The sequence below is a fragment of the Caldimonas mangrovi genome, from assembly GCF_023721835.1.
Taxonomy (GTDB): domain Bacteria; phylum Pseudomonadota; class Gammaproteobacteria; order Burkholderiales; family Burkholderiaceae_C; genus Caldimonas; species Caldimonas mangrovi.
Genome location: NZ_JAMKFE010000001.1, coordinates 427130 through 443030, shown reverse-complemented (window position 1 = coordinate 443030; position 15901 = coordinate 427130). Strand labels below are relative to the sequence as shown.

General features: G+C 68.7%; 18 protein-coding genes and 1 pseudogene. 7 read left to right on the top strand and 12 right to left on the bottom strand.

Features of this window, described 5'->3' with window-relative positions:
- Positions 1-25: 25 nt before the first annotated feature.
- Positions 26-1309, bottom strand: coding sequence for a mechanosensitive ion channel family protein (locus M8A51_RS02155; protein ID WP_251776463.1), 1284 nt, complete (start codon positions 1307-1309; stop codon positions 26-28).
- 85 nt (positions 1310-1394) lie between these two features.
- Entirely contained in the window at positions 1395-2330 is a 936-nt protein-coding gene (locus tag M8A51_RS02150; protein ID WP_251776462.1) for a histone deacetylase family protein, read from the bottom strand.
- A 51-nt stretch (positions 2331-2381) separates the two neighbouring features.
- Between M8A51_RS02150 and M8A51_RS02145 the strand changes: the two genes are divergently transcribed.
- The 4 genes from M8A51_RS02145 to mltB are packed head-to-tail and all read left to right on the top strand — an operon-like array spanning position 2382 to position 7504.
- A complete protein-coding gene (locus M8A51_RS02145; protein WP_407062190.1) occupies positions 2382-3320 on the top strand; it encodes an AAA family ATPase in 939 nt (312 codons plus the stop codon).
- A gap of 50 nt (positions 3321-3370) precedes the next feature.
- Positions 3371-4330: a DUF58 domain-containing protein gene (locus M8A51_RS02140; protein WP_251776461.1), complete on the top strand. Its 960-nt coding sequence runs from the start codon at positions 3371-3373 to the stop codon at positions 4328-4330.
- Complete coding sequence (locus tag M8A51_RS02135) at positions 4327-6411, top strand: transglutaminase TgpA family protein (protein ID WP_251776460.1); 2085 nt, start codon at positions 4327-4329, stop codon at positions 6409-6411. Before M8A51_RS02140 ends, M8A51_RS02135 begins: the two co-directional genes overlap by 4 nt.
- Entirely contained in the window at positions 6404-7504 is a 1101-nt protein-coding gene (gene mltB, locus M8A51_RS02130) for a lytic murein transglycosylase B (protein ID WP_251776459.1), read from the top strand. Before M8A51_RS02135 ends, mltB begins: the two co-directional genes overlap by 8 nt.
- A 21-nt stretch (positions 7505-7525) precedes the next feature.
- Here mltB and M8A51_RS02125 read toward each other — a convergent pair whose 3' ends face one another.
- From M8A51_RS02125 to M8A51_RS02105, 10 genes and pseudogenes are all read right to left on the bottom strand, one after another.
- Positions 7526-7744 carry a hypothetical protein gene (locus M8A51_RS02125; RefSeq protein ID WP_251776458.1) on the bottom strand — a complete coding sequence of 73 codons (219 nt, stop codon included), beginning with the start codon at positions 7742-7744 and terminating at the stop codon, positions 7526-7528.
- A gap of 43 nt (positions 7745-7787) precedes the next feature.
- Positions 7788-8624, bottom strand: a complete 837-nt coding sequence (locus M8A51_RS02120; protein ID WP_251776457.1) for a transglutaminase family protein — start codon at positions 8622-8624, stop codon at positions 7788-7790.
- A gap of 164 nt (positions 8625-8788) precedes the next feature.
- Positions 8789-9748, bottom strand: coding sequence for an alpha-E domain-containing protein (locus M8A51_RS02115; protein WP_251776456.1), 960 nt, complete (start codon positions 9746-9748; stop codon positions 8789-8791).
- Between the two features lies 1 nt (position 9749).
- Complete coding sequence (locus M8A51_RS26450; protein ID WP_368408516.1) at positions 9750-9899, bottom strand: alpha-E domain-containing protein; 150 nt, start codon at positions 9897-9899, stop codon at positions 9750-9752.
- Between the two features lies 1 nt (position 9900).
- Positions 9901-10050, bottom strand: coding sequence for an alpha-E domain-containing protein (locus M8A51_RS26445; protein WP_368408516.1), 150 nt, complete (start codon positions 10048-10050; stop codon positions 9901-9903).
- A 1-nt stretch (position 10051) separates the two neighbouring features.
- Positions 10052-10201 carry an alpha-E domain-containing protein gene (locus M8A51_RS26440; RefSeq protein WP_368408516.1) on the bottom strand — a complete coding sequence of 50 codons (150 nt, stop codon included), beginning with the start codon at positions 10199-10201 and terminating at the stop codon, positions 10052-10054.
- A 1-nt stretch (position 10202) separates the two neighbouring features.
- Positions 10203-10352, bottom strand: a complete 150-nt coding sequence (locus M8A51_RS26435; RefSeq protein WP_368408515.1) for an alpha-E domain-containing protein — start codon at positions 10350-10352, stop codon at positions 10203-10205.
- Positions 10353-10425: 73 nt separating this feature from the next.
- Positions 10426-10503, bottom strand: a pseudogene (locus M8A51_RS26685) (alpha-E domain-containing protein); the annotation flags it as partial.
- A 3-nt stretch (positions 10504-10506) separates the two neighbouring features.
- Positions 10507-11943, bottom strand: coding sequence for a circularly permuted type 2 ATP-grasp protein (locus tag M8A51_RS02110; RefSeq protein WP_251776455.1), 1437 nt, complete (start codon positions 11941-11943; stop codon positions 10507-10509).
- Complete coding sequence (locus M8A51_RS02105; RefSeq protein ID WP_251776454.1) at positions 11940-14399, bottom strand: DNA internalization-related competence protein ComEC/Rec2; 2460 nt, start codon at positions 14397-14399, stop codon at positions 11940-11942. The genes M8A51_RS02110 and M8A51_RS02105 overlap by 4 nt, the downstream gene beginning before the upstream one ends.
- A 74-nt stretch (positions 14400-14473) precedes the next feature.
- Here M8A51_RS02105 and M8A51_RS02100 point away from each other — a divergent pair, with 74 nt between their 5' ends.
- From M8A51_RS02100 to M8A51_RS02090, 3 genes are all read left to right on the top strand, one after another.
- Positions 14474-14929, top strand: coding sequence for a RidA family protein (locus M8A51_RS02100; RefSeq protein WP_251776453.1), 456 nt, complete (start codon positions 14474-14476; stop codon positions 14927-14929).
- 15 nt (positions 14930-14944) lie between these two features.
- The gene (locus tag M8A51_RS02095) at positions 14945-15436 is read left to right on the top strand and encodes a disulfide bond formation protein B (RefSeq protein ID WP_251776452.1); all 492 of its coding nucleotides are present in this window, start codon (positions 14945-14947) and stop codon (positions 15434-15436) included.
- A gap of 113 nt (positions 15437-15549) precedes the next feature.
- Positions 15550-15897: a hypothetical protein gene (locus M8A51_RS02090; RefSeq protein ID WP_251776451.1), complete on the top strand. Its 348-nt coding sequence runs from the start codon at positions 15550-15552 to the stop codon at positions 15895-15897.
- Positions 15898-15901 lie beyond the last annotated feature (4 nt).

The following is a 15901-nucleotide window of genomic DNA, read 5'->3' as shown; positions in this document are numbered from 1 at the left end:
CCGCCCGCTCGGGCGGCGTTTTTTTTCATTGCGGCAGCGCGGGCGCGACGCCGGGCCTCACATGCACCACGCGCTGCGGGAACGGGATCTCGACGCCCTCGCGCTCGAACAGCGCCAGGATCGCCAGGTTCACTTCCGAACGCACGTTGGCCTGCCCGTTCTCCGGGTCGGCAATCCAGAAGAAGACGGTGATCTCGAGGCCGTCTGCGGCGAAGTTGGTCAGGTGCGCGGCCGGTCTCGGGTCGGGCAACACACGCTCGATCCCCCTGACGACCTCGACGATCTTGGCGCGCAGGCCGGCCACGTCGGTGCCGTAGGCCACCTGCACCACGCTTTGCAGCAGGATTTCCCGGTCGGCGAGCGACAGGTTCTCGACCCGTGTGGTGATCAGCGTCTCGTTCGGCACGATGGACTCGCGCCCGCCGGCCGAGCGAATCACGGTATAGCGCGTGGTGATGTCCATCACCCGGCCTTCGAAGTTGTCGACGCGCACGAAGTCGCCAATGCGCAATGAGCGCTCGGCCAGGATCACGAAACCGCTGACGTAGTTGGCGGCCAGCTTCTGCAGGCCGAAGCCGATGCCCACGCCGATCGCGCCACCGAGCACCGACAACGCGGTCAGGTCGATGCCGACGGCCGACAACGCCAGCAACAGACCCACGAACATCAGCACCGCACGCAAGGCGTTGGCCGCAGCCTTGCGCAGCGACAGGCGTTCGCCGACGGCGCCCTTGAGCAGATGCGATTCGATCGCCGCGGACACCCACAGCGCCAGCATCAGCACGAAGCCGGCCGACAGGGTGCCTTCGATGATCTTGCGCAACGACACCTTCACGGTGCCGAAGGTCCAGGCGATCCGGTCGAGTTCCTCCATCACCACCGGCAGCACGCCGGTGATCCAGAGCACCACGGCGAGCCAGGCCACCCACGAGATGGTGCGCTCGACCACGCGCACCATGCGCGACTGCGGAAACGCCAGCGACAACACCCGCACGCTGAGGCGGATGACCGCGAACGAGATCAGCACCGGAATCACGATGCGGAACACGGCGATGGGAATCAGCGGCTCCAGCGCCAGCCGCGCCGCGAACGCCAGCGCGAGTGCCAGCAGCGGAAACAGCGCGCCGTCGACGATACGTTCGCCGAACCATACCGAGCGGCCGTTGCTCGCGCGCCCGCGCAGCAGCCGCACGATGCCCCAGGCCACCGCGAGGCAGCCGGCGGTGGTGCCGATTTCGATCAGCGCGGAAGGCTGGGTGAAGGATGCGAACAGCGCCGACAGTTCGTCGGTCGTCATCGGTTGAGCCATGTGGCGACCCTCGTGCTTGTATTTGTACAACGGCGCGAAGGATAGCCGCTGCGCGTGACACGCGCCGCCGGCACCGGCTGCCGAGCTACACGTCCGCCAGCACCCTCACGTGGGCGGCAACGCTGCGTGCCAGCGCGTCGAGGTGGTATCCGCCTTCCAGGCAGGACACGATGCGCCCCTTGGCGTGGCGTTCGGCAACGTCCTTCACGCGCCGCGTGATCCACTCGTAGTCGGCCTCGACCAGACCGAGCTGGCCGAGATCGTCTTCGCGGTGGGCATCGAAGCCGGCCGAAATGAAGACCATTTCGGGCTTGAAGCGTTCGAGCCGCGGGATCCAGATCGCCTCGATCAGCTCACGGATCTCCATGCCCCGGGTGTAGGCCGGCACGGGCAGGTTGACCATGTTGTCGGCCGGCGTCTCGGTGCCGCTGTACGGGTACAGCGGGTGCTGGAAGAAGCTGACCATCAGCACCCGGTCGTCGCCGGCGAAGATGTCTTCGGTGCCATTGCCGTGGTGCACGTCGAAGTCGACGACGGCCACGCGCCTGAGCCGCCGCACGTCGAGCGCATGGCGCGCAGCGATCGCGACGTTGTTGAAGAAGCAGAAGCCCATGGCCTGCCGGCGCGTCGCATGATGGCCGGGCGGGCGCACTGCGCAGAAGGCATTCTCCAGTTCGCGGTCGATCACCGCATCGGTGGCGGCCACGGCGGCTCCCGCGGAGCGGAGCGCCGCGGCCAGCGTGTGCGGACACGCCACGGTGTCCGGGTCGATCGCTCGGCGTTCCCCGGAAGCTTCCACCTGCTGCAGGAAGTCTTTCATGTTGGCCACGTATGCGGTGTCGTGCGCCAGCTGCACGTCGCTCAGGTCTGCCAGCGGGGCCTCGCGTTTTTCCACCCCCAACTCCACGCCGCTGGCAAGCAGGAAGTCGCCGATGGCGTCGAGCCGCTCGGGACACTCGGGGTGGCCGCGGCCCATGTCGTGCTTGCGGCAATCCGGATGGCTGTAGTAGCCGGTAGCCATTGTGAACTTGTCCCCGTCTTCTCGCGGTGATTTCGGGTAATGTGCTCGGCCATGAGCACCCTCGACAACCACGCGCTGCATGCGCAGCTCCAGCGGCTGCTGGATCAGATTAACACGATCATCGTCGGCAAGCGCACGCAGGTGGAAGACAGCGTCGCCTGCCTGTTGGCCGGGGGCCACCTGCTGATCGAGGACGTGCCGGGCGTCGGCAAGACCACGCTCGCGCATGCCCTGGCGGTGTCGCTCGGACTGCGCTTTTCGCGCGTGCAGTTCACCGCCGACCTGATGCCGTCCGACCTGGTCGGCGTCAGCGTGTACGAGCGCGGCAAGGAAGCCTTCGTGTTCCACCCGGGGCCGATCTTCTCGCAGGTGCTGCTGGCCGACGAGATCAACCGCGCCGGTCCGAAAACGCAGAGTGCGCTGCTGGAGGCGATGGAGGAGCAGCAGGTCACCGTCGAGGGCGAGACGCGCCCGCTGCCGAAGCCGTTTTTCGTGATCGCGACACAGAATCCGGCCGACCAGCTCGGCACCTACCCGCTACCGGAATCGCAGCTGGACCGCTTCCTGATGTGCATCACGCTCGGTTACCCCGACCGGGCGTCCGAGCGCGACCTGCTGTCGGGGCGCGACCGGCGCGACGCGATCCAGCACCTGGTGCCGGTGATGCCGCCGGACGACCTGCTCGCCGTGCAGCAGGCGGTGCGCCAGGTGCACGCAGCCGAGCCGCTGCTCGATTATCTGCAGGACCTGATCGCGGCCACTCGTTCGGGCCAGTGGTTCGCCGAAGGGCTGAGCCCGCGCGCCGGCATCGCCGTGCTGCGTGCCGCGAAGGCGCGCGCGTTCATCGCACGGCGCGCCTACGTAGCGCCCGACGACATCCAGGCCGTGCTGCCGCAGACCATTGCGCACCGCCTGGTGCCGGTGGCGAGCAGCGGGCGCGGACGCGTCGAGCAGGTGCGAGCGATGATCGAGGCGGTGCCGCTGCCGTGAGCCGGGCCGGGGCCGCACGGCCGCTTTCGCACTGGAGCCCGGCTGGCTGGGTGCGGCGGCGATTTCGCGCCTGGTGGCAGCAGCGGCTGCCGCTGTCCGACACGCTGACGCTGACGCAGCGCAATGTCTACATCCTGCCGACCCGGCCGGGCTTCATGTTCGCGCTCACCCTTGTCGTGCTGCTGGTCGCCTCGATCAACTACCAGCTCAGTCTGGGTTATCTGCTGACCTTCCTGCTGGCCGGTGCGGGAGTGGCCGGCATGCACGTCACCCACGGCACGCTGCGCGGGCTCACGCTGCGTCTCAGGCCCCCGGCACCGGTGTTCGCCGGCGAAGCGGCGCTGCTCGAAGTGACCCTGACCAGCGAAGACCGCCGCGAACGCTACGGCATCGGCTTGCGCGTCTACCCTGACGGCCCGGTCGACGGCGCTCACGGCTGGGCCTGGACCGACGTGCCGGCGCTGGCCCAGGCCACCACGCACGTCAGCTTCCAGCCCCGACAGCGCGGCTGGCATCCGGTGCCCACACTGACCGCCGAGACGCGCTTCCCGCTCGGCATCTTCCGGGTCTGGTCGGTGTGGCGGCCGGCCTCCCGCCTGCTCGTCTACCCAGCGCCCGAGGCTTACCCCCCGCCGCTGCCGGTGGCGCAGCCGATGCCCGGCGGGCCGGTGCAGGCCCGCCACAGCGAAGGCGGCGAAACAGAAGGCGTGCGCGCCTATCGCCGGGGCGACCCGTTGAAGATGGTGGTGTGGAAGAAGGTTGCCAAGACCGACGAGCTGATCAGCCGGGATACGTCGGCCGCAGCCCGGCAGGAGCTGTGGCTCGACTATCTGCACACCGGACCGTTACCCGCCGAGCACCGGCTGTCGCGGCTCACCGCCTGGGTGATGGCGGCCGAGCAACTTGGCCTGGTCTATGGATTGCGGCTGCCCGGCAGCACCGAACTGCTCCCGGAACACGGCGAGGCACACAAGCGGCGCTGCCTCGAACAACTGGCTTTGTACCGATGACGTCCCCCCGCTCCACGGCTGCATCCTGGCTGACGCCACCGCACTGGCCCGGGTGGCGGCACCTGCCCCGCGAAACCCGCGACACGCTGTTCCTGCTCGGGGTGATTACCTGGGTGGTGGCGCCGCATGTCTCGCATCTGCCGTGGTGGTGCAGCGCGCTGGCGGGCTGCGTGCTGCTGTGGCGCGCCTGGCTCGCGCTCGCGGGCACGGCGCTGCCAGGGCGATGGGTGCTGGCGGCACTGCTGCTGGCGTCGCTGGGTGCGACCTTCCTGACCCATCGCACGCTGCTCGGCAAGGAAGCCGGCGTCACGCTGGTGGTCGTGCTGATGGCGCTGAAGACACTGGAGCTGCGCGCACGGCGCGACGCACTCGCCGTGTTTTTCCTGGGCTTTTTCCTCGTGCTGACGCACTTCCTCTATTCGCAGACGCTGCTGCTCGCGCTGGCGATGGTGCTCGCGGTGTGGGGGCTGTTGACCGGGCTGGTGGTGGCCCACATGCCGGTCGGCCAGCCGAGCCTGGCGCGGGCCGGCGGGCTGGCAGCCCGCATGTGCCTGTTCGGCGCACCGGTGATGGTGGCGCTGTTCGTGCTGTTCCCGCGGTTCGGGCCATTGTGGGGCTTGCCCAGCGATGCGTTCAGCGGCCGCACAGGGCTGTCCGAACGCATGGAAATGGGCCACATGGCGCGGCTCGCGCTGGACGAGAACACCGCCATGACCGTGAAGTTCGACGGGCGCGCACCGCCGCCGAGCGCGCTGTACTTCCGCGGCCCGGTGCTGGCCGATTTCGACGGCAGGCGCTGGCGGCCGTTGCCGTACCGCTACTGGCCGCGTGGGCAGGATGTCGACGCCGACCTGCGCGTCAGCGGGCCTGCGTTGCACTACGAGATGACGGTGGAGCCGACCCAGGTGGCGGTGATCCCGGCGCTCGAGATGACGCCGCAGATCGACGACGTCGAGGGCGTGCAATTGCGCTTGCGCGACGACATGCAGTGGCACTCTTATGCGCCGCTGCGCGAGCGGCAGCGCTTTCGAGGCGTCGCGTACACCGGTTTCCGCCATGGCCCTTCGCAACCGGTGCAGGGCCTGCGGCCCTATGTCGCACTCCCCGCCGGCTACAACCCGCGCACGCTGGCCTGGGCCGCCGAACTGAAACAGCAACCGCGCTACGCGCAGGCCGACGCGGGCACGCTCGCACGGGCGGTGCTCGAGCACATTCGCCGCGAGAACTTTGTCTACACGCTGGAGCCGGGCTCTTACGGCGACGAGAACGGCTATCACGCGATCGACGAGTTCTGGCTCGGCCGGCGCGAAGGCTTCTGCGAGCATTTCGCGGCGGCGTTCGTCGTCGTGATGCGCGCCATGGGCGTGCCGGCACGCATCGTCACCGGCTACCAGGGTGCCGAGCTGAATCCGGTCGATGGCTACTACCTGGTGCGCAACAGCTTTGCACATGCCTGGGCCGAGTTCTGGCAACCGGGCGTCGGATGGGTCCGGGCCGACCCCACCGCCGCCGTGGCGCCGTCACGCATCGGCAGCACGGTAAGCCTGCGTCCACCCCCCGGCTTCGTGGCGTCGGCGTTCGACAACGTCAACCCGGAGTTGTGGCGCCGGATGCGCAACCAGTGGGACGCGCTGAACAACGCCTGGAACCAGTGGGTACTGAACTACACGCGTGGCCGCCAGCTCGACCTGCTGAAGCAGCTCGGCTTCCGCTCGCCGAGCTGGCAGGACCTGTCGCTGCTGCTGATCGGCCTGATCATCGTTGCAGCCACCGCCGGTGCCGCATGGGCCTGGTGGGAGCGCCGGCGGCAGGACCCGTGGGTGCGGGCCTACCACCGGATGCAGGCGCACTTGGCGGCGGCCGGCCTGCCGAGCGGCCCGCATACGCCGCCGCGCACGCTGGCTGCATTGGCACTGCAGCACTGGGGACCGGCAGCGGAAAAGGTATCCGAGTTGCTGGCGAGAATGGAAGCCCTACGCTATGCGCCGGCATCCGCCCGCGGCCGGCCCGGTGCACCTACACTGGCCCGCTCGCTGGCGCGTGACCTGCGCCGCGCAGTCCTCGATCTCCGACATGCCTGATTGCCCCGTTTCCCTGCGCCAGCGCCTTTGCCGTGCCGGCGCGTGTCTTCTGTTGTCGGTCGCGGCCAGCGCCTGCGCGCAGCCCGGCAAACGCACCGCCAAGACCCCTGAGCCGCCCGACGTCGTGACCTACGGCGAACGCGAAGACGTGATGAACTTCGCCGACGAGATCGCCAAGCGGCAGCAGCTCGACCCGGCCTGGGTGCGCCAGACGCTTGCACAGTCGCGCTACGTGCCGTCGGTGGCACGGTTCATCATGCCGCCGCCGGCCGGCACCGCGAAAAACTGGGCGGCGTACCGCTCGCGCTTCGTCGAGCCGCGCCGCATCCGCGCCGGCCTCGCTTTCCGCGAGGCGCACGCGAAATGGCTCGCACAGGCCGAAGAGATGTACGGCGTACCGCCGGAGGTGGTCGTCGGCATCGTCGGCGTCGAGACCATCTATGGCCGGCACATGGGCACCTACCGCGTGCTCGACGCGCTGGCGACGCTGAGCTTCGATTTTCCTACCGGCCGCAGCGACCGCAGCGCCTTCTTTCGCAGCGAGCTGGAGCAGTTTTTCGTGCTGTGCCGCAGCGAATCGGTCGACCCGCAGACGCTGCTGGGTTCGTACGCCGGCGCCATGGGCATGCCGCAGTTCATGCCGAGCAGCTGGAACAAGTACGCGGTCGACTTCGACGGCGACGGCCACGTCGACCTGCACGGCAATGCCGCCGACGTGATCGGCAGCGTCGCACACTACCTTGCCGAGTTCGGCTGGCAACGCGGGCAGCCGACGCATTTTGAAGTGGCCGCCCCCACGCAGACGAGCGACCGCGCGCACCTGCTCCAGCCCGACATCCTGCCCAGCTTCACCGCCGAAGAGTTCAGCGCCCGCGGCGCCGGCCTGTCTCCCGAGGGCCGCCAATACCCAGGCCTGCTCGCGCTGGTGGAACTGCAGAACGGCGACGCCGCCCCCAGCTATGTGGCCGGCACCTCGAACTTCTATGCGATCACCCGCTACAACTGGTCGAGCTACTACGCGATGGCCGTGATCGACCTCGGCCGCTCGGTGGAAGCGCTGTACCGGTCGCGCCCTCCGGGATCGGGGTCCTGACGGCGCGAAAGGCGCCGGGCGTCACTGGCTGGCCGGCAAGCTGCCGAACAGTTCGTCCGGCAGCTCGTCGAGCTCGATGACGTCCAGTCCCTGCTTCAGGTCCAAGGACGAATCCATCCACGAGCGGCGCTCGCGCGCGTCCGGCGGGCTGGCCGAGAAACCGGCGTCGACCCGAGCCCGGGATGAGGCGATGCCCCCGCGCGCCGCAGGTGCACCCTTCTTGCTGTTGAACAGGACCATAGACGTCCTTCCACGACTGCGTGGGAGAACTATCCACCTCGCATCACGCGCTGTGTACCCCTGAAACAGGGGCCCGGAAATCGGGGGGCAGCCGTTGCATGTCGATGTGCACCTGCATCGTTTCCTCGCCCCCGCCCGTGCGTATGCCCTTGACCGGCGGGCAGGCGGCGTAGTCGGTGCCGATCGCCAGGCGCACGTGCCGCTCGTCCATCAGGCAGGCATGCGTGACGTCGATGCTGAGCCACCGCCTCGCCGCCGCGTCGATGCAGACGTCGGCCCACGCGTGGCTGGCCAGTTCAGGCGCGTCGACGGCATGGAAGTACCCGCTGACGTAGCGAGCCGGCACGCCATGGCTGCGGCAGGCGGCAATGAACACATGTGCCTGGTCCTGGCACACGCCCTTGCCCCAGTCGAACGCCTCGAGCGCCGTCGTGTGCACGCCGGTCGCCCCCGGCCGGTAGACCACCTGCGCACGTACGGCTTCGGCGAGCATCAGCAGGCGCGCCGGGTCGGCCCCGTCGTCCAGGTGCGGCGCCGCGAACTCGGCGACGCGCCGGTGGGGTTCGGCCAGCGCTGTGGCGCGCAGGTAGAGCTGCGGCGGGGGCAGGCCCGGTGCGTCGATCACTTCCGGGCAAGCGTGGGTCTCGACCACCCCTTCGGCCCGGATCGTGCCCTTCGTCAACCGGCCGCTCAGCGTGTAGGTGTGCGTCAGGTTGCCGAAACCGTCGACCGACTCGAACAGGCGCCCCGGTGCCCGCACCTCCCAGCGCTCGACCGTCTGATGCGCCGAGCTGCGGGGCGTCAAGCACAGCGCCTGCACCGCATGCATCACGGGCTGGCCGTACTCGTAGTGGGTGGCGTGGTGGATCTGCAGCCGCACGGTGCGTCCGTCAGCGGATAGGAGCCCGTCCGGCAGGGCTCGACGGGCCGCTCGCACGCTCCCGGCCATCCAGGCGCAAGGCGCGGCAGCCCGCGCTGCGACGAGCGTTTGCGACGACGAGCGAGCGCGTTCGATCGGTTCGAGCAGCCATGTGGCAGGGCCTGTCAGCCGGTCACCGGCACCAGGAAGTCCTGGCTGATGCCGGCGCCCAGATCGTTCACGCGGTCGAGGAACTGCGTCAGATAGGCATGCAGCCCGGTCGCCAGGATTTCGTCGATGCGCCCGTACAGCAGATCGGCCCGCAGCCGCCCGGCACGCCGCTGCGTCTGGCTCGACTGCTCGTTCGCCACCGCCAGCAGATTCGCCACGACCTCGTTCATGCACGCGGCCAGCGAACGCGGCATGTCGGCGCGCAGGATCAGCAGTTCGGCTACCTTCTCCGGCTGGATCACGTTGCGATAGACCTTGCGATAGACCTCGAAGCCCGAGACCGAGCGCAGGATCGCCGACCAGTGATAGAAGTCGTACTCGACGTCCTTCTGGCTACTGGCACCAAAAAATTCGTCACCCATGCCGTGGAACTTCACGTCGAGCAGCCGCGCGGTGTTGTCAGCCCGCTCCAGGAAGGTACCGATGCGCAGGAAATGAAAGGCCTCGTCCTGCAGCATGGTGCCCAGCGTGACACCGCGCGACAGGTGCGAGCGGAACTTGACCCACTCGAAGCATTCGCTGGGGTCGCGCTGGAAGCGCGCACCGTCGAACTGGCGGTGGAATTCCAGCCAGGTCTGGTTCTGTGTCTCCCACACCTCGGTCGTCAGGGCGCCGCGCACCGCGCGCGCGTTCTCGCGTGCGGCTTTCAGGCAGCTGGAGATGCTCGACGGATTGCTCTCGTCGTGCACCATGTAGTTCATCACCTCGCGTGGGCTGAAGTCTGCATAGCGCCGCGTGAAATCCTCGGTCAACTCGCTGATGCTCAGCAGGCTGCGCCAGCCCTGCTCGGCCATCTCGGCCGACTGCGGCAACAGGCCCATCTGGTAGTTGACGTCCAGCATGCGGGCGGTGTTCTCGGCCCGCTCCATATAGCGGGCCATCCAGAACAAATGGTCAGCAGTGCGTGACAGCATTTCAGCAACCTCCCAGGCCGAGAACACCGCTGCACGCAGGCGCGTGCGCGGTACTCTGACGGCTGCGCCGTCCAAGCGCCGCAGGCGCTTGAGCCGCCCGCTCCATATAGCGGGCCATCCAGAACAAATGGTCAGCAGTGCGTGACAGCATTTCAGCAACCTCCCAGGCCGAGAACACCGCTGCACGCAGGCGCGTGCGCGGTACTCTGACGGCTGCGCCGTCCAAGCGCCGCAGGCGCTTGAGCCGCCCGCTCCATATAGCGGGCCATCCAGAACAAATGGTCAGCAGTGCGTGACAGCATTTCAGCAACCTCCCAGGCCGAGAACACCGCTGCACGCAGGCGCGTGCGCGGTACTCTGACGGCTGCGCCGTCCAAGCGCCGCAGGCGCTTGAGCCGCCCGCTCCATATAGCGGGCCATCCAGAACAAATGGTCAGCAGTGCGTGACAGCATTTCAGCAACCTCCCGGGCCGGCAACACCGCTGCACGCGGGCGCGTGCGCGGTACTCTGACGGCTGCGCCGTCCAAGCGCCGCAGGCGCTTGAGCCGCCCGCTCCATGTACCGGGCCATCCAGAACAAATGGTCAGCAGTGCGTGACAGCATTTCAGCAAGCTCCCAGGCCGGCAACACCGCTGCACGCGGGCGCGTGCGCGGTACTCTGATGGCCGCGCCGTCCAAGCGCCGCAGCCGCTTGAGCCGCCCGCTCCATGTACCGGGCCATCCAGAACAAGTGGTCAGCAGTGCGTGACAGCATCCTTTACCCTTCGAGTACCCAGGTGTCCTTGGTGCCCCCGCCCTGGCTGCTGTTGACCACCAGCGAGCCGTCCTTCAGCGCCACCCGCGTCAGCCCCCCCGGCACCATCTGCACCGTCTTGCCGCTCAGCACGAACGGCCTCAGGTCGATGTGCCGCGGCGCGATGCCGCTTTCGACGAACGTGGGGCACGTCGACAGCGACAGCGTCGGCTGCGCGATGTAGTTGCCCGGGTTGGCCTTCAACTGCTGCCTGAACGCCTCGATCTCCGCCTTCGTCGCCGCCGGCCCCACCAGCATGCCGTAGCCGCCCGCCCCGTGCACCTCCTTGACCACCAGCTCTTCCAGGTGCTCCAGCACGTATTGCAACTGCTGCGGCTCGCGACACAGGTGCGTCGGCACGTTGTTCAGGATCGGCTTCTCGCCCAGGTAGAACTCCACCATCTTCGGCACGTACGGGTAGATCGACTTGTCGTCGGCGATGCCGGTGCCGATCGCGTTGGCCAGCGTCACGTTGCCCGCCCGGTACACGCTCAGCAGTCCCGCGCACCCCAGCGTGGAGTCGGCACGGAACGCCAACGGGTCCAGAAAATCGTCGTCCACGCGCCGGTAGATCACGTCCACCCGCTTGGGGCCCTGCGTGGTGCGCATGTAGATGAAGTTGTCCCGCACGAACAGGTCCTGCCCTTCGACCAGCTCGACGCCCATCTGCTGCGCCAGGAAGGCATGCTCGAAATAGGCGGAGTTGTACATCCCCGGCGTCAGCACCACCACCGTCGGGTCGTTGACGCTGGCCGGCGCCACCGCCCTCAGCGATTCGAGCAGCAGGTCGGGGTAGTGCGCCACCGGCGCAATGCGGTGTTCACTGAACAGCTCGGGAAACAGCCGCATGGTCATCTTGCGGTTCTCGAGCATGTAGCTCACCCCGCTGGGCACCCTCAGGTTGTCTTCGAGCACGTAGTAGCTGCCCGAGCCGTCGGCGTTGGCCGCCCGCACGATGTCGATGCCGGCAATGTGCGCGTACACCCCGCCGGGCACGTCCACGCCCAGCATCTCGGGGCGGAACTGGCTGTTGCCGAACACCTGCTCGGGCGGGATCAGCCCGGCCTTGATGATCTCCTGCCCGTGGTACACGTCGTGAATGAACCGGTTGAGCGCCGACACGCGCTGCGCCAGCCCGCGCTCCATCTCGCGCCATTCGTGCGCAGGGATGATGCGCGGGATCAGGTCGAACGGGATCAGCCGCTCGGTGCCCGCCCCGTCCTCGTCCTTGGCCCCGTACACCGCAAACGTGATCCCCACCCGGCGGAAGATCACTTCCGCCTCCTCGCGCCGCGAACGCATCACGTCCCTCGGCTGCCGCGCCAGCCACCGGTCATACGTGCGGTAGTGCTCGCGCACCGCGGTGCTGGTGGCGTGCATTTCATCGAACATCGGGCTCATCCTTCGCTCTCCGCCTGCTCATCCGGTGGGGTTTCCGGGTTCAGGGTGCCATGGTGCCAGTAACGGCGCCGCAGGTCACGCTCGCAGACACCGACGCCGTCGGCCCAGCGGTAGGCTCCGCAGGCCGGACTGACGATGCGCTCGATGCCGCGCTCTTCGTAGCGCTCCAGCACCTGCACGGCCGGGTGGCCGAAGCGGTTCCGGTAGCCGGCCTGGAACACCGCGACGCGGGGCGCGACGGCCTCGAGGAAACCGGCCGTGCTCGACGTCTTGCTGCCGTGGTGCGGTGCCAGCAGCAGATCGGCCTTCAATGCTTCGGCCTGGTGCACGACGAGCCGGGATTCCTCGCGCCGCTCGATGTCGCCGGCCAGCAGCACCGTTTGGCCGCCGCCGCTCACCTTCAGCACGCAAGACACGCGGTTCGGCTTGAGCGGTGGGGCATGGTCGTCCGGCCCGGGGTGCAGCATTTCGAAGCGCACGCCGTCCCACTGCCACGACTGGCCGGCTTCGCAGCGCACCGACGCGCTGGCTGCGGCGAGCAAAGGATGCCCCGGCGCCAGCGAGCTCCACAGCGCGGCATCGGGGTAGGCTTCGAGCACCGCCCGCGCCCCTCCGGCGTGATCGATGTCGCTGTGCGACAGCACGAGCCGGTCGAGTCGGCGCTCACCGAACGCGCGCAGCAACGGGACCAGCACCCGCTGCCCGGCGTCGCTGTCCTGCGAATATTGGGGGCCGGCATCGTACAGCAAGGTGTGCGAAGCGGTGCGCACCAGCACCGCCCCGCCCTGCCCGACGTCGACGGCCAGCAGCTCGAAACTGCCGGACGCCGGCCGCGGGGGTGCCGGCCACAGCAGCGGCAGCAGCAAGGGCAGGGACAGCAGGCGCACGCCACGCGGCAACGGCAGCACGGCCAGCACCCCGCCCAGCACCGCAGCGGCCACCGCCCAGGACGGTGCCGCGGCCGTCAACCACAAGGCCGCGGGCCATTGCGCCATTGCCTGCAGCAGCACACCCAGCCACTGCAGGCCCGTCGCGCCGAGCGTCCACAACAGCGGCCACCCGACGCCCAGCAGGCCGAGCGGCGTGATCACCAGCGTGACCACCGGAATCGCCACCAGGTTGGCCAGCAGCCCGACCAGCGAGACCTGGTGGAAGAACGCCATCGTCAGCGGCGCCAGTCCCACCGTCGCGATGAGCTGCGTGCGCACCATGCCGCGCGCGGCCGCGCCGACTCCGTGCAGTGATCGGCGCCAACCGGTCTCCTCGGGCGGTGGCGTGGCCGTCGCAGGATCGCGCCGCGACGCCATCAGCAGGCCCACCGCGACGAAGGACAGCCAGAACCCTGCCTGCAGCACTGCCCACGGGTCGACCACCGTGACCACGCCCGCCGCGACGCAGAGCACCGCCGGCCACGGCCACCGCCGGCCCGCCTGAGCGGCGAGGGTGACCGTCGCGAGCATCAGCACCGTGCGTTGAGCCGGCACGCCCCAGCCCGCGAAGACGGCGTAGCCGGCGGCCAGCATCAGTCCACCCCAGCGGGCCGCCGTCGGCGCCGGCACTGTCAGCATCAACCGCGCGCTGCAGCGCCATGCACGCCGCACGACGGCGGCCGCCACCCAGGCGAACATCGTGATGTGCAGCCCGCTGATGGCCATCAGATGCGCCACGCCGGTGATGCGAAAGACGTCCCAATCCTCGCGGTCGATGGCGGCCTGATCGCCGGTGACCAGCGCGGCCAGCACGCCGGCGGCGCGCTCGTCAGTGACCTGAGCCTCGATCGCATCGCGCACCTCCTGCCGCCGCCGTTCCACCGGGTAGCCGGCACGATCGGCCAGCCGTTGCGGCAGCGCGACCTGTGTCGCCCGCACGGAGCCGGTCGCGCCCATGCCCCGCTCGAACAGCCACAACTCATAGTCAAAACCGTGCGGGTTGAGGGTGCCGTGCGGCTGTTTCAGGCGGACCTTGAAACGCCAGCGCTGGCCAGCCTTCAGCTCGGTATGCGGGCGTGCGTTCAGGCTGCCTTCGCGCAGCCCGGCATACCAGCCCAGCTGCACGCTGCGCGGCAAGGTGACCGGCCCGGCTGCATCGCTCGCCGTCTCGACGTCGAACCGGAAACTCACCCCCAACGGATGGAAGCGCGGCATCGACGAGACCACGCCCGTGACGTCGAGATCCACGCCTTCGAGCTCGGGCACCAGACGGTCTGCGAGCTTCACGCCGGCCTGCCAGCCCGCTGCCCCCCAACCGAAGGTCAACGCGGCCAACGCAGCAGCCCAGGCATGTCGCCGCGGCCGCCACCAGGCGAGCACGGCCAGCAGCGCAAACGCCAGGAGGGTCGCGCCGATGTAGACCGCCGATGCCGTCAGCGCCCGCTGCTGCAACTGCAGTGCCGCACCCAGCACCACCCCCGACGGCACCAGCCAGACGGCCGGGCCGGACCTCCCCTGCTGCCTCATTCTTGTGTCTCTCCCCGTGGTCGGCGCAAGTGTAGGATGGCCGCTCATTCAAAACAGCAACAGGAGCTTCACGCATGTCCGTCTACGACCAACTCAAGGCCCTGAACATCGAGCTGCCGCCGGTCGCCACCCCTGCCGCGGCCTATGTGCCCTTCCTGCGCACCGGCAACCTGGTGTTCCTGTCCGGCCACATCGCGAAGAAGGACGGCAAGCCCTGGGTTGGCCAGCTCGGCAAGAACCTCGCCACCGAAGAAGGCAAGGCCGCCGCGCGTGCCGTCGCGATCGACCTGATGGGCACGCTGCACGCCGCCGTGGGCGACCTGAACAAGGTGCGTCGCATCGTCAAGCTGATGAGTCTGGTCAACAGCACGCCCGACTACACTGAGCAGCACCTGGTGACCAACGGCGCTTCCGAGCTGTTCGGCCAGGTGTTCGGCGACAAGGGCACGCATGCCCGCAGCGCGTTCGGCGTCGCGCAGATTCCGCTCGGTGCCTGCGTCGAGATCGAACTCATTGCCGAAATCGAGTGACCCAGCCGTTTCGCCATGTGGAGTGACCTGACCTTGCGCCTGTCTCGCAACGCCCTGCTCGGCTTCACCTGCATCGCCAGCTTCGCCGCCGTCGGTGCCGCGCTGCTCTCGCAATATCAGTTCGGCATGCTGCCCTGCCCGTGGTGCATCTTGCAGCGCTTCGTCTTCGTCTTGATCGGTGTCGTGAGCGGCGTCGCCTGGCTGCTACCGGCCCGAGCCGTCAAGCGGGCGCTGGCGCTGCTGGCGGTGCTCATGGCTGCCGCCGGCGTGGTCGCTGCAGGCTGGCAGCACTTCGTCGCCGCGCAATCGGCATCGTGTGCCCTGACCTTCGCCGACCGGGTGATCGGTGCCCTCAGGCTCGAAAGCCTGGCGCCCTTCCTGTTCGGCATCCAGGCGTCATGCGCCGACGCGGCGGTGTCGCTGCTCGGATGGCCCTACGAGGCTTGGAGCGGAGCGCTCTTCTTGCTGCTCGGTGCCGCTTGCGCGGTCGCGGCGGTGCGCCGCTGAACGTGCGCTTGCCCCTGTCGCCGGCAAGCTTGTTACGGGCCGGCCCAGCCGCCTCGGTAAGCTGAACGTCAAGGCCGCAACGCGGCCTTTTCTTCAGCAGCGAAAGGCAGCGCATGATTCCCTGGCTCACCTTCTGGACCCGCTCGGCCGACATCGCGATGGGCGCGCCCGAGGTCATCCATCGCCGGCTGGCGATGATGGGCCAGCCCGGCCCCTGGCCGGTCGCCACGGTGCTCGAATCACAACTGATGGTGTGGGAAAAGATGATGGCCGCCTGGCAGGCGGGCCTGTCGATCTACACCACCATGTTGCCCAGCCTGTGGGTCGGCGGGCGCGCGCTTTCGGGCTCGCACGCGCGAACCACGCGCGACGCCGTGCGGCTGGCCAACCAGGTGATGCTGCCGTACAGCACGACCGTCAATGCCAACGTCAAGCGCCTGCGCAAGAAGCGCAGCCGCTGAGACG